The organism is Niastella vici (assembly GCF_002077945.1).
In the GTDB taxonomy this organism is placed as follows: domain Bacteria; phylum Bacteroidota; class Bacteroidia; order Chitinophagales; family Chitinophagaceae; genus Niastella; species Niastella vici.
On record NZ_LVYD01000102.1, the window covers coordinates 307802 to 329389 of the forward strand.

13 protein-coding genes are annotated in these 21588 nt (G+C 46.0%); 1 reads left to right on the plus strand and 12 read right to left on the minus strand.

Translation table 11 applies throughout. The annotated features are described in order from the left end of the window. Positions 1-31 precede the first annotated feature (31 nt). From A3860_RS35820 to A3860_RS35870, 11 genes are all read right to left on the minus strand, one after another. Entirely contained in the window at positions 32-1048 is a 1017-nt protein-coding gene (locus A3860_RS35820; RefSeq protein ID WP_081155404.1) for a PorP/SprF family type IX secretion system membrane protein, read from the minus strand. Positions 1049-1189: 141 nt separating this feature from the next. Continuing rightward, positions 1190-2968, minus strand: a complete 1779-nt coding sequence (locus tag A3860_RS35825; protein WP_081155405.1) for an OmpA family protein — start codon at positions 2966-2968, stop codon at positions 1190-1192. Positions 2969-3041: 73 nt separating this feature from the next. Further along, positions 3042-4049, minus strand: a complete 1008-nt coding sequence (locus A3860_RS35830; RefSeq protein ID WP_081155406.1) for a PorP/SprF family type IX secretion system membrane protein — start codon at positions 4047-4049, stop codon at positions 3042-3044. A gap of 127 nt (positions 4050-4176) precedes the next feature. Then, entirely contained in the window at positions 4177-5490 is a 1314-nt protein-coding gene (locus A3860_RS35835) for a DUF4302 domain-containing protein (protein ID WP_081155407.1), read from the minus strand. Between the two features lie 84 nt (positions 5491-5574). Next, positions 5575-6657, minus strand: a complete 1083-nt coding sequence (locus A3860_RS35840; RefSeq protein WP_245843698.1) for a zinc-binding metallopeptidase — start codon at positions 6655-6657, stop codon at positions 5575-5577. An 11-nt stretch (positions 6658-6668) separates the two neighbouring features. Next, the gene (locus A3860_RS35845) at positions 6669-8126 is read right to left on the minus strand and encodes a RagB/SusD family nutrient uptake outer membrane protein (RefSeq protein WP_081155408.1); all 1458 of its coding nucleotides are present in this window, start codon (positions 8124-8126) and stop codon (positions 6669-6671) included. Positions 8127-8159: 33 nt separating this feature from the next. Further along, positions 8160-11846: a SusC/RagA family TonB-linked outer membrane protein gene (locus tag A3860_RS35850; protein WP_081155409.1), complete on the minus strand. Its 3687-nt coding sequence runs from the start codon at positions 11844-11846 to the stop codon at positions 8160-8162. A gap of 149 nt (positions 11847-11995) precedes the next feature. Beyond that, on the minus strand, positions 11996-13009 hold the full coding sequence (locus A3860_RS35855) for a FecR domain-containing protein (protein WP_081155410.1): 1014 nt from the start codon (positions 13007-13009) through the stop codon (positions 11996-11998). 74 nt (positions 13010-13083) lie between these two features. Further along, positions 13084-13647: an RNA polymerase sigma factor gene (locus A3860_RS35860; RefSeq protein ID WP_081155411.1), complete on the minus strand. Its 564-nt coding sequence runs from the start codon at positions 13645-13647 to the stop codon at positions 13084-13086. Between the two features lie 87 nt (positions 13648-13734). Next, positions 13735-15966 (minus strand): peptide-N-glycosidase F-related protein, encoded by a 2232-nt coding sequence (locus A3860_RS35865; RefSeq protein WP_081155412.1) that lies wholly within the window; start codon positions 15964-15966, stop codon positions 13735-13737. Positions 15967-16253: 287 nt separating this feature from the next. After that, positions 16254-17960: a tetratricopeptide repeat protein gene (locus A3860_RS35870; RefSeq protein ID WP_081155413.1), complete on the minus strand. Its 1707-nt coding sequence runs from the start codon at positions 17958-17960 to the stop codon at positions 16254-16256. Positions 17961-18415: 455 nt separating this feature from the next. Here A3860_RS35870 and A3860_RS35875 point away from each other — a divergent pair, with 455 nt between their 5' ends. Then, positions 18416-19762: an alkaline phosphatase family protein gene (locus tag A3860_RS35875; RefSeq protein ID WP_081155414.1), complete on the plus strand. Its 1347-nt coding sequence runs from the start codon at positions 18416-18418 to the stop codon at positions 19760-19762. A 72-nt stretch (positions 19763-19834) separates the two neighbouring features. On the opposite strand, the gene A3860_RS35880 is transcribed toward A3860_RS35875, so the two are convergent. After that, positions 19835-21556 (minus strand): sialidase family protein, encoded by a 1722-nt coding sequence (locus tag A3860_RS35880; protein WP_081155415.1) that lies wholly within the window; start codon positions 21554-21556, stop codon positions 19835-19837. Between the last annotated feature and the right edge of the window lie 32 nt (positions 21557-21588).

Consider the following 21588-nt stretch of genomic DNA (forward strand, 5'->3'; position numbering starts at 1 on the left):
TCAGTTTTAGCTAATGAATTTCAGTTGACTATTACCACACATTTCTGGGGCAACCATCGTCGTATTTGTTGCCGATGATAAAGCCCAATAAAAGTTCGTGGGTACCATGACTGTAGTTATTCAGGATCGTGGTGGAATAATCGTATGAGTATCCCACATGCACGGTGTTCGAGATATTCAGTCCCACCATGCCGGCAAAGCCATATTTCATGCGATAACTGGCGCCCAGCCACAGGAAATCGCGGTACTGTACTTTTCCATTGACATCGATCTGTGCAGGAAGCGGATTGATATACTTCACCAGTACAGAAGGAATAACGTTGAAATCTTCGTTTAATAAAAAACGGTAGCCAGCAGTTGCGAACACATGAGGTACAAGCCGGCCACCAGTTTGCTTCACAGTATTATCTACAAAATCAACTTTCTGGGGAATGATCTGCTGGGCCGATACCCCAACAAAATAATCAGCCGAATACAGGTATAAGCCCGCGCTTACATCAGGTTTCCATTTGCCAATGGTGCCGCTGGTGTACACCGCCGGATCAACCGGTACGGCGAATTGCAGTTTATCGGTCTGCAAACTTAATCTCGAGAAGCCGGCGCCAAAACCGGCAGCAATACTCGTGCGCGGGCTGAGACCAAGATGATAGGCATACGTAGCATAAGCGGAGAACATACCCAATGGCCCGGTTTTATCGTTGATGACCTGCAGCCCAATGCCATGGTGCGGTTCAGCCGCGGTATATTCTTCCCAGTACCGCTCCCCTCTCGGGTTTTCGCCGTTCATGGAAAATGAGGTGGGGGTTGTTTTATAATCTTTTTTTCCCAATGGCGTATGCACAGTAAAGTAAGTAGTAACCGGCGCGCCGTCGATACCAGTCCACTGTTGCCGGTGACTCAGCTTGATATCGGTATAGTTCTCAATTCCGGTAAGCGCCGGATTCAGGATATACTGATTCAAAATGTATTGTGTATAGTGTGGTTTTTGTTGGGCCATTGTTGGTATAATGGCGGCCATTACAAAAAAAACTATCATTAGCTTCTTCATGTGCCTGCGTTTGGTTAATGTTGCTGTTACCGGTTACCAGATTCCGGTTACCGGGTAAAAGATTCGGAAACCCCGGCTATGGGAAGAGCGATTAATATTCAAGGCCCGGCATCTGGTAACTGGAAACCGGTACCTAATAACCTATTTCCCCAATACCTTAAACTCAGTCCGTCTGTTTTGCTGTCTTCCTTCGGCATCATCACTGCCATCGGCCTTCTTATTCGGCGCCACCGGCATGGTTGCTCCATAACCCTTGCTTTGCAAACGGGCTTTATCAATTCCTTTGCTGATGAGGTAAGCCACTACCTTCTGCGCCCGGGCATCAGACAACAATTGATTGTATTTTTCATCGCCCATATTATCGGTATGCGCCCTGATCTCGATGATCATGGTGGGATATTCATTCAGCAACGAAACCAGTTTATCGAGGGTGGGAAATGATTCCTGCCGCAGGGACGACCTGTCGAAATCGTAGTATACATTGTCGAGTACGATCACGGTTTCTACCTTGGGTTCTTCTTTAACCAGGCTGATCTCCGGAGTTGGTACGCTGTCTTTTTTAGCGACCTCCACAGGAATACTCTTTTTCAGGGAGAACAATTCCAGGCAGCATTCGGCAGAACGGTCAGAGCTTAGCAGCACATCTTCCAGAATATTTTTGTCGTTACCGCGGCTGGTGAAATAGATGTCGTCTTTTATGGAGTTAACGGGGTAGCCAAAGTTCTCGGGTGTTGTCCATGCATCTAAATTGCCTTTACTGAAAAAGAAATCAAAACCACCCATGCCTGTACGGCCGTTGCAGGAGAACACCAGCGTGCCGGATGCAGCATGATAATAAGGCGCCTGTTCATCATTGACTGTATTGATGGTATTACCCAGGTTCACTGCCTTTTCGGGTTTGCCATTGGCATCGAGGATAGCATACCAAAGATCGAAACCACCGCTGCCACCGGGTTTATCGCTGGCGAACAATAAGGTCTTGCCATCGGCCAGCACAAATGGTTGCTGCGCGTTGTAACCGGGTGTATTTACAAGTGCATCCAGCAGCACCGGTTCGCCCCAGCCATTGTCTTGTTTTTTGCTGGTATAAATTGCGGAAGTCTTCTTGCCATTCACGATCGACCAGCGGGTAAGGAACAACGTATTGCCATCGGTCGATAAACAGGCAACGCCCTGGTGAATACCGGCGCCCTGTGGTATTTCGATCCTGTTAACCTGCGCGTCCCCATTGGTATATGCAGCTTCGTACATTCGATTTAGAAAAGGTTTATTTTTTGAACTGTCGTCGGTCCTGGTTGAAGTGAAGAGCAACGTGTTCTTATTCAACCATACCGGGGCATAGTTGGCACCGCCGGGATTGATAGCGGCGCCTTGTTTTTCTATTGTATATAATTGCAGATCGTTGCGCTGCAATTGTTCCCTGATAAAATGCAGGTTCAGTACTTCGCTTTTGGCGGAATTGGCATATGCATCATCTGTTTTATAAGTATCCAGGAACCCCTGAAATGCTTTTTCAGCTTCTTCATATTTGCCCAACGCCCGCAAGGTGCTGGCATAATAATACAGGGCCAGCGGGAGTTGATTATTGTTATAACTAAGCGCCTGTTCATAATACATTACGGCCTTTACCGGGTAATTCAACTGCCGGTAGCTTTCGGCCAGGTTGTATACGGCCAGCTGTGAAGAGGGAGTTGCACCCTTTACAGCAGCTGCTGCGGGCTTAACGTTATATGGATTATAATTATCCGGTTTTGTTTTTGGTCCTTTTGAATCCAGGTATTTTTCATAATACCGGGCGGCAGAATAGTAGTCGCCTTTTTTATAATAGGTATCCGCAGCCTTCAGATAATCAGCTACAAACTGGGCCCGCGCCCCCATAAAGCCGGGTACTACAACCAGTATGAGAAATATTTTTTTCATCGTAGTTTCTTTGGTGAATGGTGAATGGTCAATGAACGTCCTATTCTCTAAGCCTCGCTCGCATCCGCAAGCGCTACAACCTTGGACAAATAAAATTGGCTTCAGGTGTTTTGATCGTTCTTCTACCGGTAAAGGATAGTGAGATCTCAAAGCTGTTTGATCCATGCGCCATTTTGCCCAGCTCCGAAGTGTTCACATCATAGCTTATTCCCAATACCATATTCTTATGCGTAAGGCCAACAAATGGAGAAATGGCATCCTGTATGCGGTAGTTGGCGCCCAGCATTAGATCGGTGCCGGCAGCAGCATTTAACTGTACATAGGCGCCGGCCATTTTTTCTTCGGCCGTACCCTGTTTTGCATATAAAAAATTAGGTGTAACACTCAGCAGGTCCGATAAAGTGAGCCGCACACCTGCATGACCGGTATACCGCATTGGCAATTTGGCATTGCCGTCGCTGCTGAAATAATCGTTGGGTTTGGTGAGATGGGATACAGAAAAACCCGCATACACATTGGCTTTTTTGCCGGGCGTTGCATCAAAGTATAAAATACCGGCACCGGCATCGAAAGCGGAAGTCTTCGTTTTATTGAAAGCATCGGTAGAGGTCCCGGGATTAAAACCGGTAATGGGGTCCCACTGATCCCCAAACGTGAATTTGGAAGCATTGAAACCGCGCCAGATCATTCCGAGCTGCAGGCCCATTACAATGCGATGGTTTTCGGCAGCGCCAAAGCGAACCCCGGTATAAGCTAAATTGGCATATCCGGTTGTGTAATAATAGCCGCCATCCCCCGCGGTCTGGTTCAACAGGTTGATGCCCACATTCACATTGTTGTTGGTAACAAATTCACCGCCCAACCCGATCGTTGAAAAGGGTTTGCTGATATTACCCCATTGATTTCGGTAAATACCTGAAATTCGGTAATCACCATCAAATGAACCGGTGAGCGCCGGGTTTAACCACGAAGGATACACGTAATACTGCGTAAAATGCGGATCAACCTGCGCCTGCAGCCTGTTGCTGCCGGTAATAAGCAGCAACAGTGTCAACAATCTGTTCAATACTGGTAGTCTCATAGCAGTTCTTTATTTTTATATTAATGGCGGGGTGCGGACTTGTTTCAAAAAATTTATTTAATTCATAGGGCCTTTAATTGGGTGGTTTTTCACTAATTCGTTTATTATGGCAAGCAATCGATCGTATTTAAAAATGCCAGGTCACCCAGGCCTTTCCATCTTTTGCACTTACCATGTCATACGTGGTTGAATCGAGGCGCACGAGGTAATACCCGCTGGCATCGGTGAATTGCTGAGCCGTTTTGTATACTGCTACTGAATCGGCTGTTGGCACTGTGCCCAGGGTTCCCATATAGGTGAAGGCAACACGGCCATCTGTTGTGAAAGTTGGTGGCCGGTAAGCAATACCGTAGGGCAATGACAGCGCATTATTAACCAGTTTTACATTCCCGCATAGATCATAATCAATACCCTGATAGGTGCCATATTGCGGCCAGTACAACATGAAATAGAAATTGGTTGTCTTTGTAACACCGTAGGCATCATCAACTCCGTTTACATGGAATCCTTTTTCAGAGATCCAGTAGCCGCGCTGGTCAAGCGCATACTGCCACCAGCGCCGGGGTGCATCGAGATCGATCTTTATGGGCTCGCCTGAACCAATAATGGAAGAAGCGGTTCCATTCACTGTAAACGACAGCGTAGTGGTGTTGGCGTTCCAGGTGATATTATTTAAAGAGGAGATTGTGTTAGTGCCATCAGTAAATGCCGGTGACAGGGCAATTCCATCAGGAGTATAATAATAGCCGGTAGTAACGGAATGAATATTTCCTTTTTCGTCGACCCACGTAAACGTAATGGTGCGGGTAAGCGGGTTCACCTGTATCTCATATTGTGTGCTGCCAATAACCAGTCTTTTGAAATAAGTGATGTATTTGCTGATATTATCAAATACCCGGTTCGCATATTTTTTATCGTAATAATTCTGCGCTTCCTGCTGGGTGGCTTTTACCAGGAAGGCTTTACTGCCGTTAAAGCGGCCGGTGAGCTTAATGGTATCCTTGCGAATGCTGTCAATGGCAAATTCAAAATCAGAGATCAGTCCACTGCCATAGCTGCCACCGTTTACCGAGCCATCGGGATCGGCCAGCACATGCACATAGGAATAGGTATCGAACAGCAACGCCGGTTGCTGCAATGCCTTCAGGCGGTAACTGGCAGTCATGGGCGTAACGGCTGAAGTGGCATTAAAATCAGAGAACATTTCAACACGGTTACTGTCGTTGAATTTAAAATAGAATGCCACTACCCCACCTTTCAGTCCGGCAGGAAAAATGAATCCTTTCCAGCCATATTGCGAACCGGTCAATGCCTTCTGGTAAGCAGCCAGCGTATCATTGAGCCGCTCATCGGCCGATGAGGAGAAAGCGTTATCGTGTTTTTTGCTACAGCTATAAAAACCGATGGTTGCTGCGAGAATATATAGCGCTAATTTTTTCATTGTAATTTTTTTGAATCATGAAACAGTTACTGGTTACCGGCTTCCTGTTACCGGGGCCCGTGAACAGGGAGCCCGTAATGGTAACTACCTGATCAGCTTATCCACCTGTGTTCTTACTCTTGTTTGCAGACTGTAAAAATCAATGCCCCAGGTATCTTTGAAATAGGATACCACAATAGATTCTTTCATGCGCAAACGGGCTATGGCCTGTGCCTGCGTGGTGTTATTGTCGCTTGTGCCGGCTGGTATACTTTTAATGATCGCTTCAAAACCGGCCCTTCCTTCTGTCAGCATCACGCCGATCATTTCCACAAAATCTTCATCGGGCGCCGACTCGGCATAGGCGGTTACAAATCCATCTTTGTGCGCAGTGGCATCCGATACGTTGTTCCAGTTACTGGTATAAAAGCCCACCGAAATAGTTTTGAAATCCTGCGGATACATGACGGTTTGATGAAGGATATGTCCAAACTCATGTTCAATGGTGTGGAACATCTGTTTGATATTGAAAGAATCGGAAGGCACATAACCGGTCATGCCCTTTGTTCTGAAATTATTCAGCACATACAGCACCACTTTTCTTCCGCCCTCGGCAGTTCCCAGGGTAATGGTGCCATCGGTGTTCCAACTGGCGCTGCCGGCCAGGGCAAAGAATTTGGGAACATATTTTTTCATGAACATCGAATCGGTCTCTGCGATATAGGTATCTATCCACACTTTCTTTACGGCGCTTAAAACCGGGATGATCTTATCTTCTTTTGGCGGAACCAGTGTCTTGTTCAAACTCAGTTCATATTGGTCCCATTTATATTTTACCGCTATATTGAAGGGTACAGTTAAACTGTCATTGATCCAGGTATCGATCGGCGTGGCGGCCCAGGTATCGCCACCCAGCCCCGGAATATTCTCTACATTGTCAAGCGATTCCTTTTTACAGGAAGCCAGTGAAGCGAGGAGGCAGAAGAAGAACAGGCGTTTTTGCGTATTATTCACCAGGAAATTTTTTAAATGTTTAAGCTTGTCCAGCAGGGGAAGCAGCCAGGTGGGTACCCGCTTGTCAATGATCAGGTCATCGTACGAATGAAACCCATGTTTCCAGCCGCTGGCAAAGGTGATGGGTATCACTTTGGCTGTTGGTGGTTGTTCAATTGGTCGTTTATTCATCATTGCAGAAGGGTTTAACGTGGATTTAATTCAACACCCGACAACCTGGCCGATTCCGGTATCTGAAACACCCGGCGTTTATCGTCAGCTGGCAGTGTGAGGGCTTGGCCATCAGTTGTAGTATGCTTTACGGGAAGGTTATAGCGCTTCAGGTCGAACCAGCGCATCCCTTCCTGAACATATTCAGCCCTTTTGAAATCGAGCAGCGTGTACAGGGCCGCAATGCGGGCATCTGTAACGCCATAATAAGTCTGCATTTTGCTGGCCGTTACGGCATGAGCAGTGGCATCATAATTATAAATGCGGGTAGAAGCATAGTCGTTGAGGTCCTTCAAAGCCGCGGTAAGATTATTGAGATAAATATTGGCTTCTATCCGGTTAAACAATACTTCCTCGGTAGTGAATAAGGGTACCATTACATAAGGATAGCCAATGGTAGCGTTTACTGATAACCGCACAAAGTATTCATTGACTTTCGGCAGCATGTAATTATTAGTACCGGCTGTATACGTTTGGCGGGTGAATGCATACGTACCGCCGGTCACGTTCGAGTTCAGGATCTCTGTTCTTTTATCGGCATCCATGCCATAGCGTTCGCTGTAATAATTTCTTGCCCACAGGGAAGATGTTTCTACCAGCAACAGGTTGGCTGTTTCGGTTGACTTGGCGTAACGGGCCCACAATTCTTTATAGGTAAGGGTAAGGTAAGTGCTGTTCCAGGGTCGTAAACTGGCCGTAACATTGGAAGAAGTGAATACCGCATTGGAGTAACTGAGCGATTTCGCATAATCCTGTTTGTATAAAAAGAAGCGCGAAGCAAAGGCATTACCGGCGGCTTTTGTAAAGTGATACCGTGGCACAGTATAGCGCGTATCATCGAGCAATGGCAAACCGGCGAGCAGGTCCTTTTCGATCATGTCATATACATAGCTCACTGTTTTGCGTGTGTAATTCTGGAAGATCACTTTTTCGGGTGTGAGCACATAAGGAATACCCGGATCAGAAGCTGCTGTAGTTGGGTTATAAGCTTTTGAGAACAGGGTAACCAGCATGAAATGGGCATAGGCGCGGCATAACAGGGCCTCTCCTTTCTCGCTTGCATAGCTGGCGGTATCGGCCGCCTTGTTACAGGCTTCCAGCGCCTGGTTGGCAGCGGCAATAGCGGTATAACAGGCATTCCAATATCCTTCCGGTGAATCCTGCTGGTTTTCCGTTACATCTTTGAAAAAATAAGGTTGTATAACGGTCAAATCAAGGCCGCCGGTCCCTTTATCAGAAACATTGTCTGAAATAGACTCGCAGAAAGCCATGTAATTGGCCTGGGGGTAAGCAGTGCCCAGCAATTGCGCTACCTGGTCAGGGCTTTCGAGCGATGCCCGGTTGTCGGGGTTCTTTCCCAAAAACTTTTTACAGCCAGTGGTGGTAGTTCCCAACAGTGTTATAAATAATGTGTATGATAGTATCTTTTGCATGTTCGCTTATAGTTTCTGATTACGCTTATTATTTTACAATCCAACTTTCAATGCCAGGGTGATCTGCTTTTGTATCGGCTGCGCTACACCCCCTGAATTAAAGAACTCAGGGTCCTGTCCTCTTAGTTTTTCATCGCTATATATTAACCAGGGGTTGGTAGCTGCAGCAGTTACGGAAGCATTGTTCAAGCCAAATTTTTTCACACCGGGCAGCTGATATGAGAGTGATACAGTTTTCAATCGTATCAGATCGCCTTTGGCCACCCGTTGGGTTGAATAGTTGTAGTTATTGTAAGGGTATGCCCCACCTAATTGTGATTGGGCAAATGCATCCAGTATCGAAGGCACATTGGTATATTTTTCGTCACCGGGCATCGTCCAACGGTCGTAAAACTCTTTAGGCATGGCATCAAGGTCTGAATAGCTGGTCTTGAAAGCAGGATATAACCTGATGGTGTTGCCTGCCTGATAAGTAATGAATACATTCAGCGAAAAAGCTTTGTAATAAAAGGTATTTGAAAACCCACCGGTGATAGTTGGATCAACGGGGCCTTCATATTGCAGGTTACCTGTTGATTCAGATTGCATGTATACCGTTGAACTCGTTTTGCCGTCTTCATCTACAAACAAGGGGTACCCATTGAAAGGTTGCAGGCCTTTATATTTTATAGAGAACAGGCTGCGCACCGGATAGCCTTCTTTATTACCGCCTTCGGCGCTCACCAGGTTAAAGATGTTGGGGATGTTTTTCGCTCTGGTGATCTTGTTGGTATTATAACCGAATGTCAATGTTGTTTTCCAGCCCCAGTCTTTTCTCTTGAAAACTTCACCGCCTACGAGCAATTCCAGTCCCTTTGAATCCATATCGGCATTATTGGCTTGTTTATAAGCTTCACCACCAATGCCCGACGTTTTAACGGTGTTGATCAAATCAAAACTTCTGCGTTGAAACACATCCAGGCTCACATTCATTCGTTTATTTAAAAATCCGGCATCGATACCCAGGTTGGTGGTATATAATTTTTCCCAGGTAAGATCACTGTTCTCGAGGTTGGTGAGCTGTATCACCGACTCCACTTCGTTTGAATAGGGCCGGTTGGTGTTCACATTTTTCAGTACAATGCTTGAGTTGGTGGCCGGCCCCATACTGGCCGTTAACCCATACGTACCTCGCACAGTGAGATAATCAACAAACCTAATGTCCTGCATAAACCCTTCCCGGTCAACATTCCAGGAACCGGCTACACTCCAGGTTGGCAGCCAGCGGGCTGTGGGCGATTTTCCCATGCGGTTAGAACCATCGTACCGTACAGTAGCGGTGAAATTGTATTTAGAATCATAGGTATACTGACCAGAGGCATATAAGGCAACAAAGCGGTCATATTCCTTGCTCATTTCATAGTAAGGGAAATTGGTTTCAATCGTTTGCTTTAAAATGCGGTAGTCGATAAAGGGCACACCGCCGTTCTCATACTGGTATCCATAACCAGTATTGGAGAAATGCTGCCGGTCGGCATATTTTACCTGCTGACCAACCAATGCATTGATAAAGTGTTTGCCCGAAATGGTCTTGGTATAGTTCAAACTGTTGCGGATATCGAAATTTACCAGGGCATCTTCGGCACGGTTGTAAAAACCGCCATAGGGCAATACTACCACCGGTTGTGCTTCGGGATCATCGGGATTGGTGTACAGGAATTTATTGGCCGAACGGATGGTTGATGTTTGTGCAGCCCGGTAAGCATTGGCCATGTTCGATTTTTCGGTGATCTGGTGCTCACGCGTCGATTTCACATACCGCATGGCGCCCACAAATTCATAGCGGAAGTTTTTGGCAAACTTATATTCCAAATTGCCCTGTAACCTTAAGTCAATAATATTGAGATCGAGATAGTTGTTCTTTAACTCGGAAAGGATATTGAACGGGGCAAAATTCCTTCTGAAATATTCCAGGTTGCCTTTATCATCATAGGCCGTTAACGTACGGCTGGTATTCAGGGCATAGCTGAATGGATTGATATCAAAATCCCGGTCATATTTACCTTCCACCGGGTTACCGCTGCGGCTAAGCGATCCCGGGGCTTTTTGCTGACGTACTGAGCCTACTGTGGCAAATCCACCACTCAGCCTGTCATTGAATTTATAGTTATTACGATAGTTCAGGGTATAGCGGCTAACCTTATCGGCAACGGTCCAGCCGTTATCGCCGTAATAACTGGTAGAGAAATAGGATTGCGTTTTGTCGGTACCCGAAGAAATAGCCAAAGAATGTTCCTGCATGAAATTGTTGCGGAACAACAGATCGAACCAATCGGTATTGGCTTTTCCATAGCGCAACAGGAAAGCTCTTTTAGCAGCCGGTGTATTCTTCAGGGCAAAGCTACCATCAGGATTTACTGTGCTCAGTTCCTCGTACATTTTTCCATACACGCCAATGTCAGATCTGTCGAGCAGGTCAGTCGTCAGTATCCCTTTGCGCTCCAGTTCAGCCAGCACCGATAGCTGCTGGGCCGAATTCATGATATTATAATCGTTGTACGTTGGCTTGAACTGGGTGCTGTAATTACCGGTATAGTTAACGGCTGTTTTACCTACCCGTCCTTTCTTTGTAGTGATCACCACTACCCCATTCATGGCCCGGGCTCCGTATAAAGCAGTAGCCGCCGCATCTTTCAGAATGTCGAAGCTTTCAATATCGTTGGCATTCAAACCGGCTACGGCAGAACCTAATAAGGTGGTAGGGTCACCGCTCGATAACTGGTCGTTAGAAATGTTCACGATATCTTCCAGCACTACGCCATCTACAACCCATAAAGGTTTGTTATCACCGTTGATGGAAGTAGCACCCCGGATGCGTACTTTGGGCGCTGCGCCAAATACGCCGGAAACGTTTTGAACCGAAACACCGGCAGCGCGGCCTTCCAGCATGCGGCTTACATCGGTGGTGCCATCCATTTTTATGTCATCCATTTTCACGCGCACGGCAGAACCGGCAAATTTTTTCTTATCCACGTTCTGATAACCGGTCACCACCACCCCTTCCATATTGGTGGCTTCTTCCTTCAACTTTATTTGAATAAACCCATTTTTGTAATTGCTTACCCTGATCTCTTCTGTAGCATAGCCCGTAACGGTAAATACCAGCACCGCGTCGCTGCTGATATTTTTTAGTTCGAATTCCCCTTTTTCATTCGTGGCCACTCCGCGGGAGGTACCGCGGATGATAATCGAAACACCTGCCAGGGGCGCCCCCTTTTCGGAGGTCACCACTCCTTTTACGCTGATGTCATTGGTTGTTTGAGCCGGTTCACCGGGCGCAGCAAATACCTGCCGCACAGGCAGATTATTTTCAGGCCGCACAATGATGCGGTCATCCACTACAATAAAAGATAGTGCATAGGGCCCCAGTAATTTTTTCAGCACATCGCCAACAGTTTGCTTCTGTGCCGAGATGCTCACTTTGTTCCTGAGCAGGATCTCATTATTGGTATGAACAAAAAATACTTTTGCCGTGTTGCCGATCCTGTCCAACGCATCTTTCAGTACCACATTCTTTAATTCAATAGAGATGATCCTGTCAAGCACATTTTGCCGCTTTTTTGCATGCCTGCTGCCAGCCATCAACTGGGCAGAAGCACTCAGGAGTAATAGCAAGCACAAAATGGTCTTTATACTTTTTCCGCCAGGGCAATAAGATTTTTCTGGTACTTTTTTGTACATACCGTTGTTGGGTTGATTTTAAGTAATAAGCAGCCTTGTCGCCGGTTTATAACCGTACAACTATTTGCCGCCAAACAATAAATGGCAAGTATGCTTTACGAATTCAAAGCACGCTGAGCGAGATAAACGTCTGATTGGTTTTTCAGGGATCACCGGCAGGTGCCGCCGGTTATGAGATATCCTTTTTCGTTGCTTTTCTTTTTTACAGATGCATTCAGTGACAGGGCCACCAGGCTCAGGGCCCTGTCTACATCGTCATTCACCTGGAAGTAGCCATAGAACACACAGCCACCCATATTTCCTTCGAGCGTCACGGAAGTGTGATAATACCGCTCCATTTCCTGGATCACTTTTGTAACCGGCACGCCTGCATAACTGAATTTACCACTGCGCCGTTGCCGGTAAAAGACCGCCTCTTCAGGCACATTCCGCTTCTCTATTTCATTGATCGTGATATTGTATGCCACACTCTGGTTTGCATTGATGATCACGGCCTGCAGCTCATTGGAGGCGTTCACTGTTTGCACTTTCACCCGGCCCGTTGTTACCACTACCTTGGCAATGCCATTTAAATAAGCTTCCACATTAAAGGACGTACCCAATACGGTTGCGATCACATAGGGCGTATGAACTATAAATGGTTTTTCATGGTTCGGTTTTACTTCAAAGTAAGCCTCGCCGGTCAACTGCACATCCCGGGTATCGCCATTGAATTGTCCCGGAAAGCTCAGCTTGCTATTTGGTTCCAGCGTTATCAACGAACCATCAGGCAGCCTGACTGTTTTTCTTTTACCTGTAGTTACGATCTCCTTATTGGCCGGCACAAACAACACGCCTTTCTTCACACCTAAATAATCCGCCCCGGCAATTATAATGATCAGGGCTGCAATCGCCAGCTTTAACCGGTGCAGCCAGATCGTTTGTGAAAATGTACGGGCCGGAATGTACAGGCGATTGTGGATCTTTTCCAGTATTTCTTCTGACTGTTTTCTGTCAAGACTCTTCCCCATGTACGTGATATCCGTCTCAAAATCATCCGCCGCTATTTTTTGAATATCAGAAATATCCTGATCGTTCAGATAATTCAGCAACCATTCTTCTTCTTCACTGGTCAATTTCTTCTGGGCTAACAAGTATTTCAAATATTCCTGTCTGTCTTTCACCAGCTAGATTTTATATATTATAAACACGGTTTAATGATTATTTCGGGGGGACTATCCCGGGATATTTTTTCGTTTTATACAACGCACCCCATACCCGAAACCTTATTCGCATGCTGTCGTACATACTCACCCAAACTGGCCATGGCTGCCGACAAATATTCCTTCACCGTATGCCGCGAGATCTGTAGTTCTTTGGCCGCCTCTTCATAGGTCTTTCCTTCAAGCTTGCACAACTTTACGATCTTTTGTTTTTGGGGCGAGAGTTGATCGATGCCGCGTTTCAACAACTGGTAATATTCTTCATACACCGATGCATTTTGCAGTAAGGCATCGCTTTCGGCCAGCAGTTTCCGGTGCAGCTCCTGTTCCCTTAGTTTTTTGCGGGTATAATCAATGGACAGATTAAAACTTATTACAAAGATCCAGTTTACAACAGGCTGCTCGTAGTTGATATCCTGCCGCTTTTCCCAAAGCCTGATAAAGACTTCCTGCAAAATATCTTCCGACACCAATGGGTCTTTTGTGAGCTTCAGGATATTACGATAAACAACCTGGTAATATCGCCAATACAAACTGTCAAAGGCCGACACATCGCCTGCCCGCATTTTAACTACCAATTTAGAATCAGGGCTCTTCATAAAATGTACGTTTACGTTTTAGTTTTTAACTATGGAATAAGGTTTCGATCTTGTACTATTTCATATAGAGGCAAACAGGCTATCGCCTTATAACTTGATCATTTTCCTGACAAGCTTTTGCCCTTCTGAGCGAATAATTACCGTATACACACCCGCTGCAAACCGGCCACCGTCGACAGGGATCACATTCAATCCTGTTGACAGGGTGCGGTTCGTATTGAACAGCATGCGCCCCTGTATATCGAATACGGTAATGCTTGCCGTTTGTGAACGGGGCGCAGTGATCCGCACGTTTATTTCAGCATCAAATGGGTTCGGCCGTACATCAGCCACATAATCACTACTGGCAACCGGCGACAGGGTCACCTTGTTGCTGTATTTCCAGGAGCCGTCCTTATAAAACAGCTTCAACCGGTAATAGTAAAATGGCGCATGTACGGTTGGTTTATGTGTGGTGCTATAAGTAGATTTTGAGGAGGTAGTACCATTTGCCTTTATTTCGGCAATGGGTGACCAGGAAGTATCATTGATGGAATATTCAAGCGTAAAATGATCTGTATTCACTTCCTGCGAAGTCTCCCACGACAGCAAATTGGCGGTATCTTTCGCTTCACCCCGTAACAACAACTGATCTGCCGCCAGTGTATTGGCAACGCGGAAATACTGGGTGAACCCGCAACCAAAGTCGGGCGACAGGGTGGCCGGATACGCCGGTAAGCCATTGGTAAAGGGAATAACACTGCCATCCCGCTTTGTTGCATACAGGTAGCCCCTGCCGGCAGCCGAATTTGCCCACCAATACAACCCATCACAATTGGCATCCGTTACTACCAGGCGGTAACAGCCATCGGGCAATTGAACAGAGTCGGTGTAAATGGTTTGCGCTGCGGTTGGACTGCGTTGTATTATAACAGTGCCATTCAGGTCCTCTATCTTCCATTTTGTTTGCGTAGCGTAATTATTGCTTTTTATTATTATGGCAAACTGACCCGGAAAATCAGGCGCTGCTACAAAGGAAGATTGCATGCTGTTATTGATCGCATAGCCATCGGTGGTTCCATTTATCTGCTGTATGGTCACCAAAAAATTGTTTATTGTGCCGGCGTTTAAACTGGTAAGCGCCGACAGGTTGGGCAAACCGATGGTAGTATCTCTTGAAGGCGCCAGCGCCATGCCTGTTATGGTAACAGTTTGCGGTGTTTGTGCAACTACCCCATATTGCAGCGATACAGAATTGATGGTAGTGGCGCCGGTATTCTTTATAACAACCACCGGGTTCCCGCAAATGGGATTAGCGCGAAAATTCCCTTCATAATCATTGGGCGCTATAATATTTTCAACCGATGCATCCAGGTTTTGGTTCCAACCGCCGTAAAAGAACAAAGCCGATTCAATAATATAAGAGGCCGCCCCGTTCCCGGTATAGGTTTGAAAGTTCACATCTACATTCAGGTTGTTGCCTGCTGTTACCGCGCCCAGCTTGTGTACATTGGCATTCACCTGCTCGCCGGGACACCAACCGGCCCGGTTATACACCCAGGTGCCGGATTGCGGATATAAATTATTGCTGCCGCAATTATCTTTCCATACCGTTTTTGTTTCTGTTAAACTGCCATTCGCATATACCTGGTAGTATTTGCTGCAGAATTCTGAACACCCCGTATTATCGCTGCCATGACCGGTAACGGTGAAATTCATTTCTGCCTGCTGGGTATTGGCTGGAACCGTTGCATTGGTAGCCGGCAGATAATTCTCTATGGGATTGCCTGAATTACCAAAAGGAAAAGCGCCATGCCATAGTCTTTTGATACCGGTCACATTCCGTGGCGGCGTGCCCTCAATAAAAGCAAATTTGATGTTCCCGGTAAAGCCACCGGAATAATTATGATAGCTGAGCCGGATGGCCGCGGCATTTTTTAAAACCGGGTAATAATCGGTGACATCAAAATAATACCGTTGTTTCCAATTCCAGGATGTTCTGGGATAGGATGCATTGGCATAAGGTGTAATAAGCCGCGACAACTCGAACGTATCGGTAGGCGTCATCAAAAAATTCTGAACGGTGTAATCCCAGTCGCCGCAATACTGGGTGCCAGCCGGGCATTGATATTTGCCCAGGGTAAACACCATAATTATTTTTCTATAGGAAACGGAACCGGAAGGAAATGTTACAGGCGTGTCGAAGTCGTTATAATAATCAAGGTGCACATCGTTTTGTGCCTGCACCCAGGTTGTATCGCCGGGGTTGGCTAAAACTTTTGCAGTATTAGAACAAACTATGATCAGCAATAAAACAAATGCCCGTACAAAATATCTCATTTGTTGCAGTTAACTTGGTTGAATAACTTTTTAAATGCTTTTCAGCGGGTACGGTTATTGTAATATTATTATTACGTTAAGCCAATGAAAAAAGGGGGAGACAGGCGGGGCTCAATACCGGGACAACATCGGGACAAACGGGTTTATCCACAATATTCAATCCCCTTTTACGTGTATCCACTTAAAAAATCTCCTCCTGCAACATTGATATTTGTTGCTTCAAAATTTTGTTTGAATGGGCATGGCATTGCCCTGGTGTCCTGCACCATTCTGTATGCCTAATCGCTTTATAAGGCGGCTACCAGTTCTTCCAGTGCAACATCGTCCTGTACGTTGATCTTTTTGCGGATGCGCTGTCTTGTTTTTTTTATGGAATCCGGCGCTATCCCTAACATGCCGGCCATTTCCCGTTTCGACAGCTTTAACTTCATTAAGGCGAGTAAACGTTGTTCTGAAGGCGTTAAGTCGGGGAACTGTAATTTTAGTTTATCGAAAAATCCTGTTTGTACTTTTTCAAACAGGCTTCTGAATTCGTTCCAGTCATCTTCCGTTAAAATGGAATACTGCCGCAGCTTGGTGGCAATCTCTTCTTTTTCCTGCAACACGGTGTGTTGTTCGGGCAAAGCATGCAGGTGTTCAATTTCCCGTTTAAACTGGTCAATCAGCTGATTCTTCTCCCGTGCACTTTCAATATAATATTTCAATTGCATCGCGGCATTGTTCAGCAACGCTGCATCTTTCTTTTGTTTTAACTGCTGCCTGAAAATAAGCTGGGCCGCAATCACCAGCACCAGCAATATCACCACGATGATGAAATTGCGCAAAAGCTCACTTTTGCTTTTTTCGCTTTCCAGCAATTTTATTTCCGACAAATGCAATTCAACCGCCACCTTTTGCTCGGCCTGGCTGAATATCAGGGCATCACGATGCTGGTTCAGTTTATTTACCACCCGGCGGGCTGTATCGAGGTAGAAAAAGGCACTATCGAATCGTTTTATATATTTGAACAACCGGGCTCTTTGCAGGGCGTAATAAACAAAAGGACGTTGATCACCCTGTTTGTTTATGACATCGCGGGCCTCATCCAGTTTCGCCCTGGCGTCGCCCAGCTTATTATTGTTCAGGTCAAGACTGGCCAGCATACAAATGGTATTGGCCGCACTGGCCCACTCCTTGCTTTGCATACTCAACGTATAATCTGTTTTCAGTAAGGGAATGGCAGCCTCATATTTTTCTAAAAAATAATACACCGAGCCCAGGTTGCCGGAAAGAATTCCTGTCCAGGGAATATTATGTACCGCATGGGCAGTATCCAGGCCCATTTTGAAATACAGAATGGCGCTGTCATATTGTTTCAACTCCCTGTAAGCGAGGCCAAGGGTGTTCAGCGTGCGAATAGCATAGAGGCTATTGTTATAAGGATATTTTATGGCTTGCCGCAGATACCCTTTTGCTTTTTCATAATTGCCGAAATCACAATAGATATAACCCAGATCATATAAATAACGGCTTGCATTTGGATAATTTTCATATCCTGTTGTGCCAATAATATTATTGGCCTTTATCATATACTCGAAGGCCTGGGGAAATTTGTTCTGCCTGTAATACAGCCACCCCATATTATTATAGATCTCTGCTTCGGGCTCCTTCAGCTCGTTTTCCAAAGCCATTTCCAGGGCAGTGGTAAAGAATGCAAGGGCCTTATCGCCGGGCAAAGGAAAATATTCCTTATGATAATCACCCATAGCAATAACAGAGAATATTTTTAATGGAATGTCGTGAATGGCAGTGGCCCATTTGTTGATGCGGTTCAACGCAGTGAGGGCCTGGGCCGAATCGAGGTGAATGATCTGATCGTTGTAAATTTTTCGGGCAACAGCCAGCCGTTCTTTGGGCGCTGCCTTTTGCAACACGGCTAAATAATCGGATTGTCCGGGCCATGCAAAGCCCATCAAAGGTAGCAGTAAGCACAGCAGTGCAACAGTGGTTCTCATGTTCAGTTAGTTCAGAGGTTCAGGTTTAATCGTAATAGTCAAAAACAAAACAATGGTATGGAGGCTTAATGGCCAGGATAGTACTTACCTGGTCAAAAAAACAAAACCGCTTTTTTGGAAATAACATACTCCGGATGTCCGTCCCGATGGTTATCGGTAGGCAGGGAGGTTGCTGCAGCAATCATTACGGTTAATGGTTAATGCAGGCAAGAAATCAAAATATAACAACAATCATGCTGGCGGAGATATCAGGCTTGAAAAACAGTCAGTGAACTGCGATAATAAAAAATAATTCTCAATATAAAAAACAATTTTTCAAAATAGTACCATATAACCGTTTTTTCAGTCAATTGGTTGGTTTGCCGGTTAAGAATGGTAAACCAGACATTTTAACGGGATTAAGGGAACATATAGTTCAAATTATTAAGTGTCATAACCTTCTAATTATACGACTCATGATGAAACAATTATTGGTAGCTGGTTGTGCTTTTATAGTAGGCGCATCAACCCTCACCGCCCAGGATTCGCATGTTATCCTCATTAGCATCGATGGCCTGCGGCCCGAATTTTACCGGGATGCCGCCTGGAATATGGTAAACCTGAGGCAGGCCATGGAAGGCGGCGCTTATGCTGAAGGGGTAGACGGTGTGTTTCCTACTGTCACCTACCCTTCCCATACTACTATTATCTCAGGCGTAAAACCGTTGAAACATGGCGTTTATTATAATACGCCTTCAGAACCGCTGGGTGTAACCGGAAACTGGTTCTGGAAATATGAGAATATAAAGGTGCCTACCTTGTTCAGCGTCGCTAAGGAGAAAGGCCTGAAGACCGCTTCTGTTTTCTGGCCTGTATCTGTTGGTGGACCAGCCACCTATAATATTCCTGAAAACTGGTATCTGCCAAAGGAAAAAGGACAGGACCGTGTAATGTCAAAGGCATTGCAGGATAATGCCACTCCACCCGGATTGTACGAAGAATTGGAACAACAGGCCACCGGCAAAATGGAGGAGATCGATTTCAATGGCGACTACCTTACCATGGATGAGAATTTTGCCCGCATGAGCTGCTATCTTATTCAGCAATACAAACCCGCCTTACTGGCTGTGCACCTTGTTACTGTTGACCACTTTGAACATGAACAGGGCCGTGATGGCGATAAGGTAAGAGCTGCCATTGCCAATGTTGACAGGGCCATAAAAAGCATCAGGGAAGCCGTGCAAAAAGCAGGCATTGCCGATAAAACCACTTTCATTGTTACCGGCGATCATGGCTTTGTAGATATTCATGCCAACATTGCACCCAATGTACTGTTGGCGAAAGCCGGTTTGTACGATCCGCAAAAACCCGAAAACTGGAAGGCCTATTTTCATTCAGCCGGCGGCTCGGTATTTCTGCAATTGAAAGACAAAAACGACAAACAAACAAAAGAGAAAGTGTTGCAGTTGTTAAACAGTTTACCCCCACAACAACAAAGAACATTCATTATTAAAAACCGCGAAGAGCTGGATGCAGTTGGGGCCGATGGCACAGCTGCGTTCGCATTGGCGGCAAAACAGGGTTATGGTTTTACCGTAGCTGCCACCGGCGAATTCCTGCGTGCGGGTAAAGGCGGTAACCACGGCTTTTATCCTGATTTCAAAGAAATACAAACCGGTTTTGTAGCCTTTGGCTATGGTATTAAAAAAGGCGTGGTGATTCCGCAAATGGGGCTGGTTGATATTGCGCCGCTGATCAGTAAATTATTAAATCTCAATATGCCCGCTGGCGACGGTGTTTTGCTGGAAGGATTGTTGAAGTAAGATCATATTATGGAAAGGGCGGGTCTTCCGCCAACTGGCGGAAGGCCCGCCCTCTTTTTATAACGGGGAATTTCACGGAAGCAATTCCTTTAATTTAATTTGTTGAAACACCAGATCGCACTGGCTGCTTTCGTATACTATACCAATTGTATCGGCATCTATGCTGGTTAAACAGGAGTAGCCGCGGCTTTTCCATTCATCGAGCAGGATCTTATTGACGGCAGGCCAGGTGACACCGTCATCATAACTTACCCTGATGGTCATATGATGCCTGATAGTTTTTGAATCGGGGTTGGCAAATACCAATACCGACTTCTTTTGTCCCCGTCCGAACGCCAACCCGGCAGTATCGTTCTGGCGGGGATCATCCGGGCGGGCTTTTTCTACATAATCATGCCTGATGATACTGGCCATACAAACCGGTTCATGTAAAGCACCACGGCTGGCAGGATGTTCAGTCCAGTCCGCACCCAGGTTATGAGTGATGGCAATTACCCGGCCGTTGGTGTCACCAGTATCTGTTTTGTTTTTATTACAACGCATGTTGAGCATGAGGGTACCATCAGACAATTCAACCGCCATATTTTCGGTGGTAGATTCCTTCGAGGCGCGGTTGCTTGTATGCCAGGTGTTTCCACCGTCTTTGCTATAAGTGATATTTGAAAATGCTTTACCCGTTTTGTCGCGGCCCTGGGTCGGAAAAACAAGTGTTCCATCCCGTAATGTAATGCCCGCGCCGGGAGCAGGCGCCCACAACCACCAGTCTTCCTGTTTACACTGGCTGGTTATATTAACGGGTTTGCTCCAGGTTTTTCCATTGTCTTCACTTTTTACGATCAGGAACTGGGCAGTTTGCTTTACATCAAAACCCGGCTGCGAGCCTTTATTCCGCCACTGGTGATTCCAGTCCTTACTGGCTGAAGTGAGCCCTTCTATCCATTTTCCCTGTTCATCAAGCACGCCATGCATCCACAACCCGGCAATATAGATGGCGCCGGTATTTTTATCGACCAGGATATTTGCGTCAGAAACGCCATTGAATTTTTCGGGTAATCCGCCCCATTCATCCATATCGATAGCGATCTGCATAGGCAACCAGGTTTTGCCGCCATCCACACTGCGGCTTACCCCTATATCAATATCTCCCTGCAGATCGCGCGCGCTCTCCCGGCGTACATCATAGATGGCAAGCAGGGCGCCATCGTTGGCAGTGGCCAGCCCGGGAATACGATAGGTGTGAACGCTGTCCTGGTTATGCTGTCTTAACGCAATGCCTGTTCGCTGTTGCAGGGTCGACAAGCCTGCTATTTTTATTGACCGGCCATTCACGGTTGCCTGTATTGCATTGATGCTTATTACATGTAACAGGGAAACATCCTGCTTTAATTCAGCCGATAACCAGAAATAGTGATCACCTGCCTTTAATGATTGATCGCCTTTGATCACCAGCTTCTCCCCTGCTTTGGTTGATTCACCAAACAGGTGTAATTTACCGGGGTCCCACAGGTTGTACATTCCTGAATCAGCGCCAACATAAAAAAGCCTGAGCTGTTTTATATCTTTCCACGATGAACTGCCCGCCGTACTGAATACCATTTCAGCAAGCGATGCTTTATTGACAGCCTTATCAATATGCATATGAATACGCACAACCGGATTGTTTGTTTTCTGCAGTAATACAGGTACCTGGTAATGGGTTTGGGTAATAACGATATTCTGCGATGGCTTTGCAACCAACACAAAAGGCATCAAACAAAAAGCCAGACTATATAATACAACTCTTGAAATATTCATATTCGATCTGTCAAAATTATTCGTGAATCCAA

Bases quoted from the DNA above. Each gene is read 5' to 3' on its own strand.
- A3860_RS35820 (WP_081155404.1), bottom strand. From the start codon at position 1,048: ATGAAGAAGCTAATGATAGTTTTTTTTGTAATGGCCGCCATTATACCA.
- A3860_RS35825 (WP_081155405.1), bottom strand. From the start codon at position 2,968: ATGAAAAAAATATTTCTCATACTGGTTGTAGTACCCGGCTTTATGGGG.
- A3860_RS35830 (WP_081155406.1), bottom strand. From the start codon at position 4,049: ATGAGACTACCAGTATTGAACAGATTGTTGACACTGTTGCTGCTTATT.
- A3860_RS35835 (WP_081155407.1), bottom strand. From the start codon at position 5,490: ATGAAAAAATTAGCGCTATATATTCTCGCAGCAACCATCGGTTTTTAT.
- A3860_RS35840 (WP_245843698.1), bottom strand. From the start codon at position 6,657: ATGATGAATAAACGACCAATTGAACAACCACCAACAGCCAAAGTGATA.
- A3860_RS35845 (WP_081155408.1), bottom strand. From the start codon at position 8,126: ATGCAAAAGATACTATCATACACATTATTTATAACACTGTTGGGAACT.
- A3860_RS35850 (WP_081155409.1), bottom strand. From the start codon at position 11,846: ATGTACAAAAAAGTACCAGAAAAATCTTATTGCCCTGGCGGAAAAAGT.
- A3860_RS35860 (WP_081155411.1), bottom strand. From the start codon at position 13,647: ATGAAGAGCCCTGATTCTAAATTGGTAGTTAAAATGCGGGCAGGCGAT.
- A3860_RS35865 (WP_081155412.1), bottom strand. From the start codon at position 15,966: ATGAGATATTTTGTACGGGCATTTGTTTTATTGCTGATCATAGTTTGT.
- A3860_RS35870 (WP_081155413.1), bottom strand. From the start codon at position 17,960: ATGAGAACCACTGTTGCACTGCTGTGCTTACTGCTACCTTTGATGGGC.
- A3860_RS35875 (WP_081155414.1), top strand. From the start codon at position 18,416: ATGATGAAACAATTATTGGTAGCTGGTTGTGCTTTTATAGTAGGCGCA.
- A3860_RS35880 (WP_081155415.1), bottom strand. From the start codon at position 21,556: ATGAATATTTCAAGAGTTGTATTATATAGTCTGGCTTTTTGTTTGATG.